The organism is Bradyrhizobium sp. SRL28, assembly GCF_018596315.1.
GTDB lineage: Bacteria > Pseudomonadota > Alphaproteobacteria > Rhizobiales > Xanthobacteraceae > Bradyrhizobium.
Genome location: NZ_JAHEAG010000002.1, coordinates 42,242 through 57,350 on the forward strand (window position 1 = coordinate 42,242; position 15,109 = coordinate 57,350).

Here is a 15,109-nt window from a genome sequence, read left to right on the forward strand (position 1 = left end):
GCGCATCTCATATTGGTTTAAAACTCTTTTCATCGGATTTTTCGCTGGTGACCCGTCCGCGCCGCTCCCTGTTCATGAAGTACTTCGTCACGCTGTTTGTCGCAGTGGTGACGCCGCTCGTGCTTGGTTCCGCGACCGAAGCCTGGTTCGCGTTTCGCGACAATCGCTTCGATCTCAATGAACTCCTTCAGGTCGAGGCCCGCTCGGCGGCCGACCGGATACAGGCGTTCACCGACGGGATACGCGATCAGCTCGGCTGGGTCGTGCAGTTTCCCTGGACGGCGGGCGAGGACGACCGGCGCAGGATCGACGGGTTGCGTTTATTGCAGCAGGTGCCGGCGATCGTCTCGCTCTCGATGGTCGACCCGACCGGCACCGAACGCGTCTTCGTATCCCGCGTGAGCATGAACAGAACCGGCCGCGGCGCTGATATGTCGGCGGATCCCGCGGTTGTCGGCGCGCGCGCCAACCGCGTCTGGTATGGTCCGGTGCACTATCAGCGCGATTCCGAGCCTTACATGCGGATCGCGGTTGCGGGAAACCGCGCAGCCGCCGGGATCGTCGTTGCCGATATCAACCTGAAACTGATCTGGAATATCATCGCGGCGATCAAGATCGGCGACACCGGACATGCCCTTGTCGTCGACGACTCCGGGCGTCTGATCGCCCATCCGGACATCAGCCTTGTGCTGCGCAGCGGTGCCGGGGCAGGGGATTTCGACCGCCTCAAGTCCGTCGTCAACGCCGCGAACGGATCGGCGGTTGCCACGACCGGCGAGGACGGCAAGCCCGTCGTTGCGCTCTCGGTGCGTGCCCCCAACGTGGGTTGGACTGTCATCGCGGAGCAGCCGGTCCGGGAGGCGTTCGAATCGATCCGCGCCGCGCTGTGGCGTTCTCTGGTGCTCATCGCCATCGGCATCGCCTTCGCATTTGTCCTCGCCTATTGGCGGGCTTGCCGGATGTGGGGACCGATCCGGCAACTGGAGGCCGGCGTCGAACGGATCGGGATGGGGCAGTTCGACCATCGCGTCACGATCGAAAGCGGCGACGAGCTGCAGCAATTGGCGATCCGCTTCAACCAGATGGCGGAGGAGCTTGGGGCTTCACAGCAGAAGTCCGAGCGCATCAATCGCCTGAAGCAATTCCTTGCCCCGCAGGTGGCTGAATTGGTTGAGCACTCCGATCAGCGGTTGTTGGACGCACAGCGGCGGGAGGTGGTCGCGATTTTCGGCGATCTGCGCGGCTTCACCGCGTTTACCGCGCGTGCCGAGCCCGATGCTATTCTGGCCGTGCTGAGGCAGTACTATGAAGCCATTGGCGCCGTCACGGCCCGCCATGAGGCGACCTTGATCCGCTTCGCCGGTGACGGTGTGATGGTCCTCGTCAACGCGCCGGTTGCTTGCGCGAACCCGGCGCAGCGCGGCGTTCGGCTTGCGATCGACATGCAAGCTGCCGTGCAATCCCTGGCCGGGGCCTGGAACGCCCGTGGCTGCGCCATGGGGTTCGGCGTGGGCATCGCGATGGGACCTGCGACCGTCGGAACGCTCGGCTGGCACGAACGCCTCGACTACACAGCCATCGGAAACGTCGTCAATCTGGCATCGCGGCTTTGCGATTTGGCTGATGATGCGCAGATATTGGTGGATCCGGTTGTCACCGGGCATGTCAAGGATAGCATTGCCCTTGCGTCCATCGGAGAGCGGGCCATCAAGGGCTACGATCGTGCTCTGGAGGTTTTTGCGGTGGTTCGCAGCGCCGGGCCGCTGCCGCATCTCGACTGTCCGCTCCAGCCTGCTGACGTTCGACCGGTTGAAGCAGGATTTGGTAGAATGGCGTCGAAGCTTTCTCCGGCAGATGCTGGCTGAATGCAGTCCTCGGGCGATCAGGGCCGTGAGGTCGCCGCCCTGCCTCATGTTCAACTGTCATCGCCCGCCTTGTGCGCAATTGCGCACTGGGGCGGGCGATCCAGTATTCCAGAGACAGCAGTGATCGAATCGGTAGGCCGCAGCGTACTGGATACCCCCGCTTTCGCGGGGTATGACGAGCTCACGTTGTTCTCGCCGCCATCGCCTGCGCCCGGCGTGGATTGCGTTGCCGGCTTTGCTCGTCGCGATGACGTTGATAAGGTTCGAAAATGAGGCGATATGAGACCCGAATTACCGCTGAAATCGAGCCCTCCGGCCGCCGCTTTTGACGTATTGATGGCCGCCGGTCCGTGCTATTTCTGGCCACCGGGCGACCGCCTTTGCCACCACACTTCCTGGGACTATCGCTTTGATCGACAAGCTTGAACTGCTGTTGGCGCTCGCAAAGGAGCGGCATTTCGGACGGGCTGCGGAGGCCTGCGGCGTCACCCAGCCGACCATGTCGACCAGCCTCAAGCAGCTCGAGGAAATTCTCGGCGTCATGCTGGTCCAGCGCGGGTCACGGTTCCAGGGCTTTACGCCGGAGGGCGAACGCACCCTCGACTGGGCGCGGCGCATCGTCGGTGACACCCGCGCGATGCGGCAGGAGATCAACAGCCTCAAAGACAAGCTCTCCGGCGAGATCAGGATCGCCGCGATCCCCACCGTCCTCGGCATGGTGGCGTCGCTGACGACGCCGTTCCGCGCGCGCTACCCCGACGTGCGCTTTCGTATTCAGTCCTGCACCTCGGCCGACGTGCTGGGCCTGCTGGAAAATCTCGAGGTCGATGCCGGGCTGACCTATATCGAGAACGAACCGATCGGCAAGGTGCGCACCATTCCGCTCTATAAAGAGAGCTATCGCCTGCTGACCTCGCCCGATGCCATGTTCGGCGATCGCAAGCAGGTCACCTGGAAGGAAGTAGGCCAGGTTCCGCTGTGCCTGCTGACGCCGGACATGCAGAACCGCCGCATCATCGATCGCGCACTGGCGTCGGTTGGTGCGGAGGCCACGCCGACGCTGACGTCGAACTCGCTCGTGGTCCTCTATACGCACGTAAAGACCGGACGCTGGGCGAGCGTGATGCCGGCAAAACTCGCGGAGACGCTGGGCTTGGCCGATACCATCCGCAGCATTCCGATCGTCGATCCCGTCGTCGACTACAGTGTCGGGTTGGTGATCCCGCAGCGCGATCCGATGACACCTCTGATCGCAGCGCTGGTGCAGGTCGCCCGCGAAGTCGCGCCGACGCTGGAATAGATCGCCGGAGCCTTTTCCGTTTCGATTGAATCGAAACGGGGCTCCGGATTCTTGGTTTGACGCGTTTTCTTGACGCGAACCGGTCCCCACTTCGCTTGAAAACGCTCTAATAGCTCGCCGGCATCAGCCGCAGACGCGGGTAGAGCCGGTCGATCGCGGCCATGTCGGTGTGCATCTGCTCGATGATCCAGTCGCGGATCTCGCCGACGACCGGCCGGATCGGTCGGTCGTGCGGGTGCACCAGTTCGCAAAGCCGCCGTGTCGTGGTGAGCGTTTCCGAGGCCGGGACCAAGGCGCCGGTCAGCAGCCAATGGGCTGCGACCGTGAGCCAGCCGAGCGCAATGCCCTGGCCGAGCAACGCCGCCTGCACCACCACCGCATAGTCGGAAAAACTCAGCGACTTGGCGGGTCCGGATCGTCTGGTGAGAAAGGCCGGATATTCCGCCGCCCAATCACCGGGGGTATCCGCGAGGCGAATGATGGTGTTGGCTTCGATCGGTCCATCCGGGCTGTCCGCGTCGCGATAGGCCGGGCTGCAGATCGGCAGCATGACTTCCTTCATCACCAGCGCGCCGTTGCGCGCGGGATCGTATCGATCGCGAAACCGCATGCCGAGATCGACATTGTCGACGGGCCCGCGCAGCGGACCGGAAATAAGCTGGAAGCGGAGATCGACGGTTGGAAACTGGCGCTGCAGTTTGTCGATGCGGGGCATCAGCCAATGGGTGGTGAACGCCGAGGAGACCGAGAGCGTGACCGTCTCGGTGCCCTTGCGGCGGCGGTCGATCTCGATCAGGCCGCCTTCGATGCTGCGAAATCCATCCGATACGTGGCGATAGAGGATCTCGCCATCTTCCGTCAGGGCCGCGCGGCCATTGGTACGGTCGAACAGCCGAACGCCGAGATAGTCCTCGAACTGTCCGAGCATCCGGCTTACTGCGGGCTGGGTGACGTTCAGTTCGGCGGCCGCCGCCGTGAAGCTGCCATTGCGCGCCGCCGCGTCAAAGACGAACAGCGCGTGACTGGAGGGCAGCTTCCGCCGGAGGTCAGGCATAACCTGATGTTATGCTGCCGGTGAGAATTTGGCAATTGCCCGTGCCGGCCAACTCTGATTGGCTTGCGCGATAGCCTGCCAGTACGGGCAAGATTGAAAAACTGGCGCGGTGGGGGACGGCCTCGGGAGCTGTCCTGACGTGCCTGCTCTATAAGACGAGATCATGCCGGTTTCAACCGTGCTTGCGCCATCGCAGGGGACGTCGATGGCGCGCATCGGTGCGCGCCTCGGTAACGCAACGGGGTCGATCATTGGACCAGGGCGGAGAGAGCGTCGACATCAGGGCCGCGAGCAAGAACTATGACGCCGTCCGGGCGCTTGATAACGTCACCCTGAACGTCGCGCCGCGCGAGTTCGTCTCCCTGCTCGGGCCGTCCGGATCCGGCAAGACCACGCTGCTCGGCATCCTCGGCGGCTTCATTCAACCCTCGTCGGGCTCGATCCATTTCGGCGACCGCGACGTGACGTTCGTGCCGCCGCACAAGCGCGACATCGGCGTGGTGTTTCAGAACTACGCGCTATTCCCGCACATGAGCGTGGGCGAGAACGTTGCCTTTCCGCTGCGCGCGCGACGGATTCCAAAGGCGGACTGGGCTGCGAGAGTACGCGCCGCACTCGCGATGGTCGGGCTGTCGGGCTACGAGACCCGTGGCATCGCCCAGCTCTCCGGCGGCCAGCGCCAGCGCGTGGCGCTGGCACGCGCCATGATCTTCGAGCCGCGCCTGATCCTGATGGACGAGCCGCTGTCGGCGCTCGACAAGCAGTTGCGGGAAGCGATGCAGATCGAATTGCGCGAACTGCACAAGCGGATCGGCGCCACCATCATCTACGTCACCCACGACCAGCGCGAGGCGCTGACGATGAGCGACCGCGTGGCGATCCTCAAGGACGGGCGGTTGGTCCAGATCGATCGCCCGGAGCGGCTGCATGACTATCCCGCCGACTCCTTTGTGGCGAGTTTCATCGGCGAGGCGAGCCTGTTGCCGGTCCGGCGCGTCGACGCCTGCAGCGTGGCGCTCGGGCCGGCTGTCCTGAAAAGCGCGCGCGCGATTCCGGACGGCGAGGCGCTGATGCTCGCGGTGCACAGCGAGAAGCTGCTGATTGCGGACGGCGTGGCGGATGCCGCGCTTAACCGCCTTGCCGGCAAGGTCACCGACATCGTCTATCAAGGCGAAAGCCTGCGCGTGTTCCTGCAACTAGCCGACGGCACCAGCCTGAGCCTGCGTCAGCCGAGCCATTACCAGGCCTCGCGCCTGTTACCTCCGATCGGCGGCGAACTCACCGTTACACTGCATCCCGAAGACACCATTGTCGTGCCCAAGGCGCAAGAAGAGGCGCAGGAGAGGGCGCGGGAATGAATGCCCTGTCAAACCCGAGTGCAACACCAGACCAACAAAACAAGAGATGAAAATGTCCTATGATAGCTTCAAGGTTCTCACCTTCGACGTAGTCGGTACCTTGATCGATTTCGAAGCCGGCGTGCTCGATGCGGTGCGCAAGATCTCCGGCCGAAAGGCAGCCGAACTCAGCGACGATCAGATCTTCGCGTCGTACAAGCGTGGCCGCGACGCTCATCCGGAGCGGTCGAGCGAAGTGATGTTCCATGTCTACCGGTACCTCGCCAAAGAGCTCGGACTGCCGGCCGACGATGCCGCCTGCGATTCCTTCCAGCTCGCCGTGCTGCGCTGGCAACCATTTTCGGATTCGGTCGATGCACTGAAGCGCCTGCGCACCAGGTTCCGATTGGTCGCCATGACCAATGCGGATCGCGTCGCGCTGTCATGCTATGCGCACGCGCTCGACAATCCCTTCCACGACACCATCTGCGCCGATGACACCGGGGTTGCGAAACCCAATCCGGAATTCTTCGCCTACAACAAGGGCCGCCAGTCGGCGTTCGGCTACAAGCAGTCCGAAATCCTGCACGTGGCGCAGAGCCAGCATCACGACATCGGTATCGCCCGACAGCTTGGCTACAAGGTCTGCTGGATCGAGCGGCGCCAGGGCATGAAAGGTTTTGGCGGCACGCCCGAGGTGCCGCAGCTCACAAAACCCGATTTCCATTTCGCCACCATGAAGGCGTTCGCCGACGCGGCGCTTGGAAGCTGAGACGGGCGGGCGGCTGACATGGCAGAGGTCTGGACCCCAATGGCATCGGCCGCCTCGCTCTGGGCGGATACGGCGGAGCCGTTGTCGGCCTTTCCGAAGCTTGCCGGCGAGGTAAAGGCCGATGTCGTCATCATCGGCGCGGGTTACACGGGGCTGTCTGCGGCGCATCACATCGCGAGGAGCGGCCTTTCGCCGGTCGTACTCGAAGCCAATCATCCCGGCTGGGGCGCGAGCGGCCGCAATGGCGGCGTCATCACCGCCAAATTCCGCCTCTCGTTTCGTGATATCGACGCCGCCCATGGCCGCGCCATGGCCCGGCGGATGTACGAGATCGCACATGAGTCCGTCGACATGGTCGAGGAACTGGTGTCCGAATTCGGCATCCCCAGCGCGCGGCTGACACGCACAGGGCAGATCAAGGCCGCACATAACGATGCGACGCTGCGGGCCGCGATCGACGAAGCCGCCTGGATGACGCGCGAGATGCGCGACACCGAGGTCAGGATCCTCGACCCGCACCAGGTGCGCGACGAGACGGGCTCGCAGGTCTTTGTCGGCGGGATTCTCAATCCCGGCTCCGGCGGCATCCATCCGCTGAACTATCTGAGGGGCCTCGCCAGCGGCGTGGCGCAACGCGGCGTGCCGGTCTTTCAGGAAAGCCCGGTGCTCGCGCTGCGTCGTGACGGCGATGGTGTCGTGGCGGAAACGCCTGACGGTATAGTGCGGGCGCGCCAGGCGATCATCGCCACCAACAGCTATTCCGATTTGACGTCGGCTACCGCGCGCGTGCAGCGGACGCTGGTGCCGTTCCGCAGCGCTCTCATCGCCACCGAAAAATTGTCGCCGAATCTCGCCGGCAGCCTGATGCCGACGGGGCGCACTTACACCGAGACCAAGCGCATGATGCGCTGGTTCCGCAAGGTTGACGACCGCGTCATCTTCGGCGGACGTGGCGCTTTCGGCAAGCAGGATTCCGAAAGCGCCTTCGATGCGCTGCGCAAGGCAATGGTCGGCATCTTCCCGGAGCTTGCGGATGTTCCGCTCGCGTTCAAATGGTCGGGTCTCGTCGCGATGACGCTCGATTCCGTGCCGCATGTCGGCCGTCTCGATGATCGCACCCTTTATTCGGTCGGCTACAACGGCGCCGGCGTCGCGATGTCGAGCCTGATGGGCCGCTACCTCGCAGCCCTCGTGCACGGGGAGAAGGTCGATCTCGGCCTACTCGATGCTGGCCGTCTCAAGGCTATTCCATTCTATCCGTTCCGCGAACCGGCCGTCCGCATGGTGGCCGGTTGGTATCAGTTTCTGGATGCGGTCGGGCGGTAGGCGTTGCCGGCCCGGCCATAACAAGAGGGGTTGAACATGATGATTGCATCTTGCTGCCGACGCGCACTGCTCGGTGTTTCCCTTGGTGTTTGCTTTGGCGCCCTCGCGGCGCTTCCGGCCAATGCGCAACAGATCACCTTCGTTTCCCAGGGCGGCGCCTACCAGAAGGCGCAAACCGTCGCGATCCTGGATCCATCAGCCAAGAAGCTTGGCATCACCATCAACCAGGACAGCATCCCCGACGCCTGGCCCGCCATCAAATCGCAGGTCGCCAGCGGCAAGCCGACCTGGGACGTGGTCGACGTGCCAACCGGCTATTGCCTGCGCGGCGGCGAGCAGGGTCTGCTCGAAAAACTCGATTTCTCCAAATTGCCAAACGCGGCCGCGATGCCCGAGGCCTATCGTTCCCCATATTCAGTGGCCTACGAATTTTATTCGAGCGTGCTCGCCTACAGCGAGAAGAAATTTTCGGCAGGCGCAGCGCCCAATAGCTGGGCCGATTTCTGGGACGTGAAGAAGTTCCCGGGCCGCCGCGCGCTGCGCAACCACCCGATCGCCACGCTGGAGGCGGCGCTGATGGCCGACGGTGTCGCGCCTGACAAGCTCTATCCGCTCGACGTCGACCGTGCCTTCAAGAAGCTCGAGGAGATCAAGCCCAACATCACCGTGTGGTGGACCTCGGGCGCGCAATCGGCGCAGCTCCTCAATGATGGAGAGGTCGACATGGTGATGGCCTGGAACGGCCGCGTCAGTGCGCTGACCAAGGAAGGCGCCAAGGTCGCTTATACCTACAATCAGGGCATCCTGCAGAGCACGTCGCTCTGCATTCTCAAGGATGCGCCCAATCTCGCGACCGCGGTCCGCTTCCTCAACGAGGCGGTCGATCCCGTCCACCAGGCCAACCTGCCGCTGCATATCGATTACGGCCCGGCCAACCCGAAGGCCTTCGATACCGGCGTCATCAAGCCGGAGCGTGTCGCGCAACTGCCGAGCGCACCCGAGAACGCGGCCAAGCAGGCGCTGATGTCCTACGCCTGGTGGTCGTCGCCGGCAGGCGAGGCCGCGGAGAAGCGCTGGGTCGGCTTCATGCAGAGATAGCTTGGCCATCGCAGGATCACAGTGAGCAGCCCCGTGCAGGACCTCTCGGTACTCCACCAACGCCGCGAACAGCGCCTGATGCTGGCGCTGGCGCTGCCGGCGCTGCTCGTGATCCTGCTGCTGGTCGTGCTGCCGGTCGGCTGGCTCGCCTGGCAGTCGGTCTATCACAACGGCTTTACGCTCGAGAATTATCGCCGGATCTGGAGTGAGGACATCTACTGGCGCAGCTTCGCCCTGACGTTCCAAATCAGCCTGCTGGTGACATTGCTCTCGCTGCTGCTCGGTTATCCCATCGCCTATGCGGCGAGCATCGCGCCAAAACGGTGGGGCATCATCATCCTGGCGCTGGTGGTGCTGCCGTTCTGGACCAGCGTGCTGGTCCGCGCCTATGCCTGGCTCGCGCTGTTGCAACGGACCGGGGTCATCAACCAGGTGCTGCGCCAGGTCGGCGTGATCGACGAGCCGCTGGCGCTGGTCCATAATACCTTCGGCACCGTCGTTGCGACCCTGCACATCCTGCTGCCGTTCATGGTGCTGCCGCTCTACGCCACCATGCAGCAGATCCCGCGCGACCTGATGCAGGCCGGCGCCAGTCTCGGTGCTGGTCCGATGCTCACCTTCTGGCGGATATTCCTGCCGCTGTCGCTGCCCGGGGTGCTCGCGGGGTGTACACTGGTCTTCGTGCTCACCCTCGGTTTCTACATCACGCCTGAATTACTCGGGGGCGGCCGCACCATCATGATATCGATGCTGGTCAGCCGCAATGTCGAACTCTACGACCAGTGGGGTGCCGCCAGCGCCGTCGGCGTGGTGCTGCTGGTCGCGGTCGGCCTAATCTTCTTCGCCGTCAGCCGCTTCATTCCGCTTGATCGCGTGTTGGGGCAAAAATGACGATGTCCCGTCCATTCCGCATTGCCCTGGTCGTGACCTGCGCGCTGGTGCTGCTCTATCTCATCCTGCCGATCCTGATCATCGCGCCGATGTCGTTCTCGGCCGCGCGCTACCTGAGCTTTCCGCCGCCGTCGCTGTCGCTGCGCTGGTACCAGGAATATTTCGGCAATCCGGCCTGGATGCAGGCGACCCGCGTAACGCTGACGGTTGCCGTGCTCACCGTGGTCATCGCGACCCCGCTCGGCGTGGCTGCGGCCTACGCGATCAGCCAGTCGAAATGGCGGATCATGCGGCTGATCCACATGACCTTGCTGCTGCCGCTGGTGGTGCCGATCATCATCACCGCGGTCGGCATCTTCTTCGTCTTCGCCAAGGTCGGCCTGGCCGCGACCATGACCGGCCTCGTGCTCGCCAATGTCATGCTTGGCTTGCCCTATGTCATCATCTCGGTCGCGGCGGGGCTGCAGAGTTTTGATGCCACGCAGGAGATGGTGGCGCGCAGCCTCGGCATGAACCGGCTGCGCAGCTTCTTCGTGGTGACGCTGCCGCAGATCAAGCCCAGCGTGATCGCAGGCGGCATCTTCGCCTTCATCTCCGCGATGGACGAGACCATCGTCGCGCTGTTCATTTCCGGCGGCCAGTATCAGCCGCTGACCAAGCGGATGTTCACCGCGCTCCGCGACGAGATCGACCCGACGATCGCCGCCATCAGCACGCTGATGACCGCGGTTTCGTTCATGCTGGTGCTGGTTGCGACCAGCCGGTCAAAGAAGGGCGCGTGAGCGGGGGACTCAGGCTGCGACCTGACTCTTTGCCTCGGCTGAATGCGGCTCGCGCGGCAGCGTGATGCGCACCACGGTGCCGGTGCCGAGCTTCGAGCGCAGCCGCATCGTTCCGCCGTGCAGGCTGGTCAGCGACCGCGCGATTGCCAGGCCGAGGCCCGAACCCTGGTAGGTCTTGGTGAGCTGGCTCTCGACCTGCTCGAACGGGTTGCCAAGCCGCCGCAGCGAGGCAGGCGCGATGCCGATGCCGGTATCGGCGATCATGAGCACGATCGAGTTGGGCAGCACGTGGCTCCGCACCGTGACCTTGCCGTCGTCGGGGGTGAACTTCACGGCATTGGACAACAGGTTGACGAAGATCTGCTTGACCGCGCGGCGGTCGGCCATCACGGAAATGGTGCTTTCGATATCGGCGTCCAGCGTCAATTGCTTGTCCTCGGCGCGTCCGGACACCACGCGCAGCGATTCCGCCAGTATCTTCGACAGGTCGAGCTCTTCCATGTCGAGCTTCATGCGGCCGGCTTCGATCTTCGACATGTCGAGGATGTCGTTGATGACTTCGAGCAGGTATTTCCCTGATGTCAGGATGTCGTGGCAGTACTCCTGATACTTGTCGGAGCCGAGCACGCCGAACATGCCGCTGCCCATGATCTCGGAGAAACCGATGATGGCGTTGAGCGGCGTGCGCAGTTCGTGGCTCATATTGGCGAGGAATTTGGATTTCGCCTGGTTGGCTTCCTCGGCGCGATTCTTTTCCTGCGAGTATTTTTCGGCGAGGTCGGCAAGTTCAGCCTGCGAGCGCTTCAGGTCGATCACGTTGGCGCGCAGGCGGGCGTCGTTTTCGATCAGCTTCTGCTCGTGCTCCTTGATGCGGGTGATGTCGGTGCCGACCGAGACGTAGCCGCCGTCCTTGGTGCGGCGTTCGCTGATGTGCAGCCAGCTTCCGTCGTCGAGCTGCGCTTCGAAGGTGCGGGCTCCCGGCGCTTGCGCGCCGGTCTCCTGCAATCTCGTGCGCACTTCCGGCATGCTGCCGACCTCGATCACGGTTTCATACGACGTGCCGGGGGTCACCGCCGTATCCGGTAGTTTGTGCAGGCGCTGGAAGTGCGAATTGCAGAGCACGAGGCGGTCTTCGGCGTCCCACAGCACGAAGGCTTCCGGAATGGTCTCGATCGCGTCGCGCAGCCGCAGGTCGGCCTCCACGGTCTTCTCGGCGAGGCTCTTCTGTTCGGTGATGTCGACAGCGATGCCGATCAAATGCAACCCGCCGTCGGCCTGGGTGTGGCTGAGCTCGCAGCGCACCCGCAGCCAGATCCAGTGGCCGCCGGTGTGCTGCATGCGGAAGCTCTGGTCGATGTGGTCGAGTTGGCCTGCGATCATCTGGTCGGCGATCGCGAACAGGTCGATGTCGTCGGACTTCACCAGCGCGTTGACTTCGCCGAAGGTGAGGAGGTCGTTGCGGGAGTCGAGCCCGAGCATCGTGAACATCGATGCCGACCAGAATATCCTGCCGCGCGAGAGGTCCCAGTCCCACAATCCGCAGCGGCCGCGGTTGAGCGCGGTGTCGATCCGGCCGCGCACCGCGTCGTTGATGAGATCGCCCTCGCGGGCGCGGGTCGACTGCCAGTGGAAGGCGAAGCCGAGGATCAGCACGACGAAGCCGGTGGTGGCCGACAGCGTCACGGACAATGCGGCATCCGAACCCCACAGCGGCTCGTTCTTTTCCTGGATGACGATGACCTGGCCCGGCAGCGACTTGACCAGCCGCGAGATCGCCATGGCGCCATTGCCGTTCGGAAGCGTCATGTTGGTGACGACGCCCTGCTGGGCGGGGGCGGCGAGCAGTTGCGCCGTGCTGATGACGTCGAGGATGCGGTCGTTGTCGCCAAGGCTGCCCTCGCTGGGGACGCGGGCCAGAATCCGGTGATCGGCGCCGGTGATGATGACATGGCGGCCGCTAGCAACGCCCCAGGCCGGAATCAGGTCGGGCAGCAGGCTCTGCAGCCGCTCGATATTGGCGGCGCGGTCCTGCCGGATGGCGCCAAGGCGGTCGAGGCGTTCGGCCAGCAGGTCGGTGAGCGCGGAGAGATCGCGCTTCATGGCGGCGCGCTTCTGCCGGCTCTGGTCGATCACCTGCACGAAGGCGCCGAGGCAGATGGTGATCAGGAACGCAATGATGAGCGTCGGCACGGCGCGACGAAGCGCCGGCTCGGCAACGAGCAGCCGGTGATAGGCAGGTTTCGCGATCGATTGCGCCAATCCCTTGATCGAATCGGATTGGACAAACGCGTTCGCTGCATGCGCGCGCGCCATGCTTTAGACCCCCGCCGAAGGCTCTTTTGCACACTGTCCGGAAGCCACCCCGTTGCTTCCGAATCACAGTGATTTGAATCCAGTTTTCCGGGGCTGTCGAGTGTCAACGATTCGTTAATTGGAAATAAATGTTGTCCAACGCGAATTAAGGCATCGCCAAGTGAGTCCGAAACGGGAACGGGTCCGCAAAATTACGCACGCGGCGGTTCGGCATGACTGATCACGCGCTTGATCGAAGGAAACGCGCGGCGCAGCGCGCGCTCGATCTCGTCGACGTTCTCGTGCACCTTGATGACGCTCATCGACGGCGCGGCGCGGCAATGGAAATTAACGATTTCGCCCGCATCAGTGTCGCGCACCCGCACATTATGAATGTCGTGGATCGCGCTATTGGCGGCAAAGCGCGACAGCGCGGCCTTGATGGTCTCGACGCGTTCGGGCGCGGCGTCGGTGCCGTGCGGCAGTTCCGGCTCGAGCGGTTCGATGTGGGTATCGACCTCGACATCCTCGCCAAAGTCCTCGCGGATGCTGCGCTCCAGCCCATGGGCGATGTCGTGCGCGGCGTTGAGTTCCATATCGCCGTCGACTTCGAGATCGATGCTGACCGTCAGCTTGCCGCCGAGGTCGTGCACGGTGACATGGTGGACGGCGAGGCCGGAATTGCGGGCGATCACCATGATGCGCTCGCGCACGCTCTCATTGTCGCGCGCGACCGGCACGGCCGTGAAGGTGAGGTCGGCGTCGCCGAGCGCCTCGGTGACCGCGGCCTGCGCGGTCTTCTTGATGGCTTCGACGCGATCGATCGGGTAGGTGCGCGGCACCTTTGCGATGGCGTCGATGAAATGCGTCGGCCCGACCATGCGAACCCGCAGGCGCTCGACGCCGACCACGCCGGGCACCGAGCGGATGGCGGCGATGGCCTTTTCCGAAGCGCCCTCCGGCGCACGATCGAGCAGGGTTTCGATGGTGGAGCGGCCGAGCCGCAGGCCCAGGATCGATATCATCACGGCAACCGCGATGGCCGCGGCCGAATCACCCCAGGCATAGCCGAGGCCGATCAGCACGAGCCCGATGATGACGGCGATGGAGCCGAGCACGTCCGAAGCAAAATGCAGCGCGTCGGCCGCCAGCGCCTGGCTTCGGGTCGCGCGCGCCGTGCGATGCAGCGCCCGCGCGCGCCAGAAATTCACGGCGATATCGATCACCAGCACCACGAAGGGGATGGCTGAGAGCGTCGGCGGCGGTGCGCCTTCGCTCAGACGGCTCCAGGATTCGACGAGGATGCCGCCGGCCAGCACGTAGAGCAGCGCGATGACAAACAGCGCCGACAGGCTCTCGAACTTGCCGTGGCCATAATGATGTTCCTTATCGGCCGGCTGGTCGGACACCCGCACCACCAGCCAGGTGATGACGGTGGCGACCACGTCGACCGAGGAGTGCAGGGCCTCCGAAATCAGCGCGAGCGAGCCGATCGCAATGCCGACGGCGAATTTCGCCGCGGCCATGCCGGCGCTGGCGAAGATCGAGATCGCCGCGACATTGGTCTTGATGGTGGGGGTGTGACTCATGAGCGGCGGTTTAGCAGGGCGTTGTCCAACATTAAAGCCGGCCGTCGGAGGCGCAATCGCCAATCACTTGCAGGAGGGGTGTGTTGCGAATTATTCCCAGTCAAGAGGCCGTCATTGCGAGCGCAGCGAAGCAATCCATCTTTCCATATGCGAGGTGCCAATGGATTGCTTCGCTGCGCTCGCAATGACGGTGAAATACCGGAGCGCCACACAACGGATCGTCATCCTCGCGAAGGCGGGGATCCAGTACGCCGCGGCTTATCGGTTCAATCACTGCTGCCTCTGGATACTGGGTCAGCCGGTCAAGCCGGGCGATGACAACTGAATGTGTGTCTGCGTTCTCGCGGCACGATGCGCCCGAGGTTTGGATCTTGTCCCTCAAAGAAAGAGGGCGCAGGGAATGCCGGGTGCTTGCTGCACCCGCGGTCTCGTGTGCAAAAGTGCGCAAAGAAACGCACACGAGCATACAGGTACAGCTGGAGCACTCCGGCATTCCCTGCGCAGTGGTTTGACGGCTTATACCGCGCTCTCCCCGGAGACGAATTCCTCTTGCCTCCGTCGCTGACGGATTGAAGGATTGTCGAAACCCGGTTGGGTCGACGTTTCCTCCGTCAGCTTGACACCAGCAACGGGTGCCAGAACCACACGGCTTTGCCGTACGCAGCCTCGCCAGTCGTCTGCGCGCTGTGTTCGCTCACAGGCCGAAGCCCGCCCTGCGAACACAACCACGCGCCCGACGCTGCCGCGTCCACCGCAACCCGCCCCAACGTTCGTGACGATGGCCAACGCCCCTCTACCGGGAC

At 63.8% G+C, this 15,109-nt stretch carries 12 protein-coding genes; 9 read left to right on the top strand and 3 right to left on the bottom strand.

The window, feature by feature from the left end:
• The first annotated feature begins 47 nt into the window (after nt 1-47).
• Both KIP88_RS04590 and KIP88_RS04595 read left to right on the top strand, forming a co-directional pair.
• Nucleotides 48-1,865 carry an adenylate/guanylate cyclase domain-containing protein gene (locus KIP88_RS04590; RefSeq protein WP_308163225.1) on the top strand — a complete coding sequence of 606 codons (1,818 nt, stop codon included), beginning with the start codon at nt 48-50 and terminating at the stop codon, nt 1,863-1,865.
• Nucleotides 1,866-2,274: 409 nt separating this feature from the next.
• Nucleotides 2,275-3,165: a LysR family transcriptional regulator gene (locus KIP88_RS04595; RefSeq protein WP_214486683.1), complete on the top strand. Its 891-nt coding sequence runs from the start codon at nt 2,275-2,277 to the stop codon at nt 3,163-3,165.
• Nucleotides 3,166-3,271: 106 nt separating this feature from the next.
• On the opposite strand, the gene KIP88_RS04600 is transcribed toward KIP88_RS04595, so the two are convergent.
• On the bottom strand, nt 3,272-4,219 hold the full coding sequence (locus KIP88_RS04600; protein WP_214486684.1) for a LysR family transcriptional regulator: 948 nt from the start codon (nt 4,217-4,219) through the stop codon (nt 3,272-3,274).
• Nucleotides 4,220-4,470: 251 nt separating this feature from the next.
• Between KIP88_RS04600 and KIP88_RS04605 the strand changes: the two genes are divergently transcribed.
• The 6 genes from KIP88_RS04605 (at nt 4,471) to KIP88_RS04630 (ending at nt 10,425) form a co-directional block, all read left to right on the top strand.
• On the top strand, nt 4,471-5,577 hold the full coding sequence (locus tag KIP88_RS04605) for an ABC transporter ATP-binding protein (RefSeq protein ID WP_214486685.1): 1,107 nt from the start codon (nt 4,471-4,473) through the stop codon (nt 5,575-5,577).
• A 52-nt stretch (nt 5,578-5,629) separates the two neighbouring features.
• Entirely contained in the window at nt 5,630-6,328 is a 699-nt protein-coding gene (locus KIP88_RS04610; protein WP_214486686.1) for an HAD family hydrolase, read from the top strand.
• Between the two features lie 18 nt (nt 6,329-6,346).
• Complete coding sequence (locus KIP88_RS04615) at nt 6,347-7,654, top strand: FAD-binding oxidoreductase (RefSeq protein ID WP_214486687.1); 1,308 nt, start codon at nt 6,347-6,349, stop codon at nt 7,652-7,654.
• 39 nt (nt 7,655-7,693) lie between these two features.
• Nucleotides 7,694-8,752 carry an ABC transporter substrate-binding protein gene (locus KIP88_RS04620; protein ID WP_214487275.1) on the top strand — a complete coding sequence of 353 codons (1,059 nt, stop codon included), beginning with the start codon at nt 7,694-7,696 and terminating at the stop codon, nt 8,750-8,752.
• Nucleotides 8,753-8,830: 78 nt separating this feature from the next.
• Nucleotides 8,831-9,643: an ABC transporter permease gene (locus KIP88_RS04625; RefSeq protein WP_214487276.1), complete on the top strand. Its 813-nt coding sequence runs from the start codon at nt 8,831-8,833 to the stop codon at nt 9,641-9,643.
• Nucleotides 9,640-10,425 carry an ABC transporter permease gene (locus KIP88_RS04630; protein ID WP_214486688.1) on the top strand — a complete coding sequence of 262 codons (786 nt, stop codon included), beginning with the start codon at nt 9,640-9,642 and terminating at the stop codon, nt 10,423-10,425. Before KIP88_RS04625 ends, KIP88_RS04630 begins: the two co-directional genes overlap by 4 nt.
• Nucleotides 10,426-10,434: 9 nt before the next feature.
• Here KIP88_RS04630 and KIP88_RS04635 read toward each other — a convergent pair whose 3' ends face one another.
• Nucleotides 10,435-12,738, bottom strand: a complete 2,304-nt coding sequence (locus KIP88_RS04635) for a PAS domain-containing sensor histidine kinase (protein ID WP_214486689.1) — start codon at nt 12,736-12,738, stop codon at nt 10,435-10,437.
• A 191-nt stretch (nt 12,739-12,929) separates the two neighbouring features.
• Nucleotides 12,930-14,306, bottom strand: a complete 1,377-nt coding sequence (locus KIP88_RS04640; RefSeq protein ID WP_214486690.1) for a cation-efflux pump — start codon at nt 14,304-14,306, stop codon at nt 12,930-12,932.
• 160 nt (nt 14,307-14,466) lie between these two features.
• On the opposite strand from KIP88_RS04640, the gene KIP88_RS04645 reads away from it, so the two are divergent.
• Nucleotides 14,467-14,631 carry a hypothetical protein gene (locus KIP88_RS04645; protein WP_214487327.1) on the top strand — a complete coding sequence of 55 codons (165 nt, stop codon included), beginning with the start codon at nt 14,467-14,469 and terminating at the stop codon, nt 14,629-14,631.
• Nucleotides 14,632-15,109 lie beyond the last annotated feature (478 nt).

What these genes read in the sequence shown, in the direction of transcription:
- KIP88_RS04600 (WP_214486684.1), bottom strand. Translation starts at nt 4,219, where the DNA reads ATGCCTGACCTCCGGCGGAAGCTGCCCTCCAGTCACGCGCTGTTCGTC.
- KIP88_RS04610 (WP_214486686.1), top strand. Translation starts at nt 5,630, where the DNA reads ATGTCCTATGATAGCTTCAAGGTTCTCACCTTCGACGTAGTCGGTACC.
- KIP88_RS04615 (WP_214486687.1), top strand. Translation starts at nt 6,347, where the DNA reads ATGGCAGAGGTCTGGACCCCAATGGCATCGGCCGCCTCGCTCTGGGCG.
- KIP88_RS04620 (WP_214487275.1), top strand. Translation starts at nt 7,694, where the DNA reads ATGATTGCATCTTGCTGCCGACGCGCACTGCTCGGTGTTTCCCTTGGT.
- KIP88_RS04625 (WP_214487276.1), top strand. Translation starts at nt 8,831, where the DNA reads ATGCTGGCGCTGGCGCTGCCGGCGCTGCTCGTGATCCTGCTGCTGGTC.
- KIP88_RS04630 (WP_214486688.1), top strand. Translation starts at nt 9,640, where the DNA reads ATGACGATGTCCCGTCCATTCCGCATTGCCCTGGTCGTGACCTGCGCG.
- KIP88_RS04635 (WP_214486689.1), bottom strand. Translation starts at nt 12,738, where the DNA reads ATGGCGCGCGCGCATGCAGCGAACGCGTTTGTCCAATCCGATTCGATC.
- KIP88_RS04640 (WP_214486690.1), bottom strand. Translation starts at nt 14,306, where the DNA reads ATGAGTCACACCCCCACCATCAAGACCAATGTCGCGGCGATCTCGATC.
- KIP88_RS04645 (WP_214487327.1), top strand. Translation starts at nt 14,467, where the DNA reads ATGGATTGCTTCGCTGCGCTCGCAATGACGGTGAAATACCGGAGCGCC.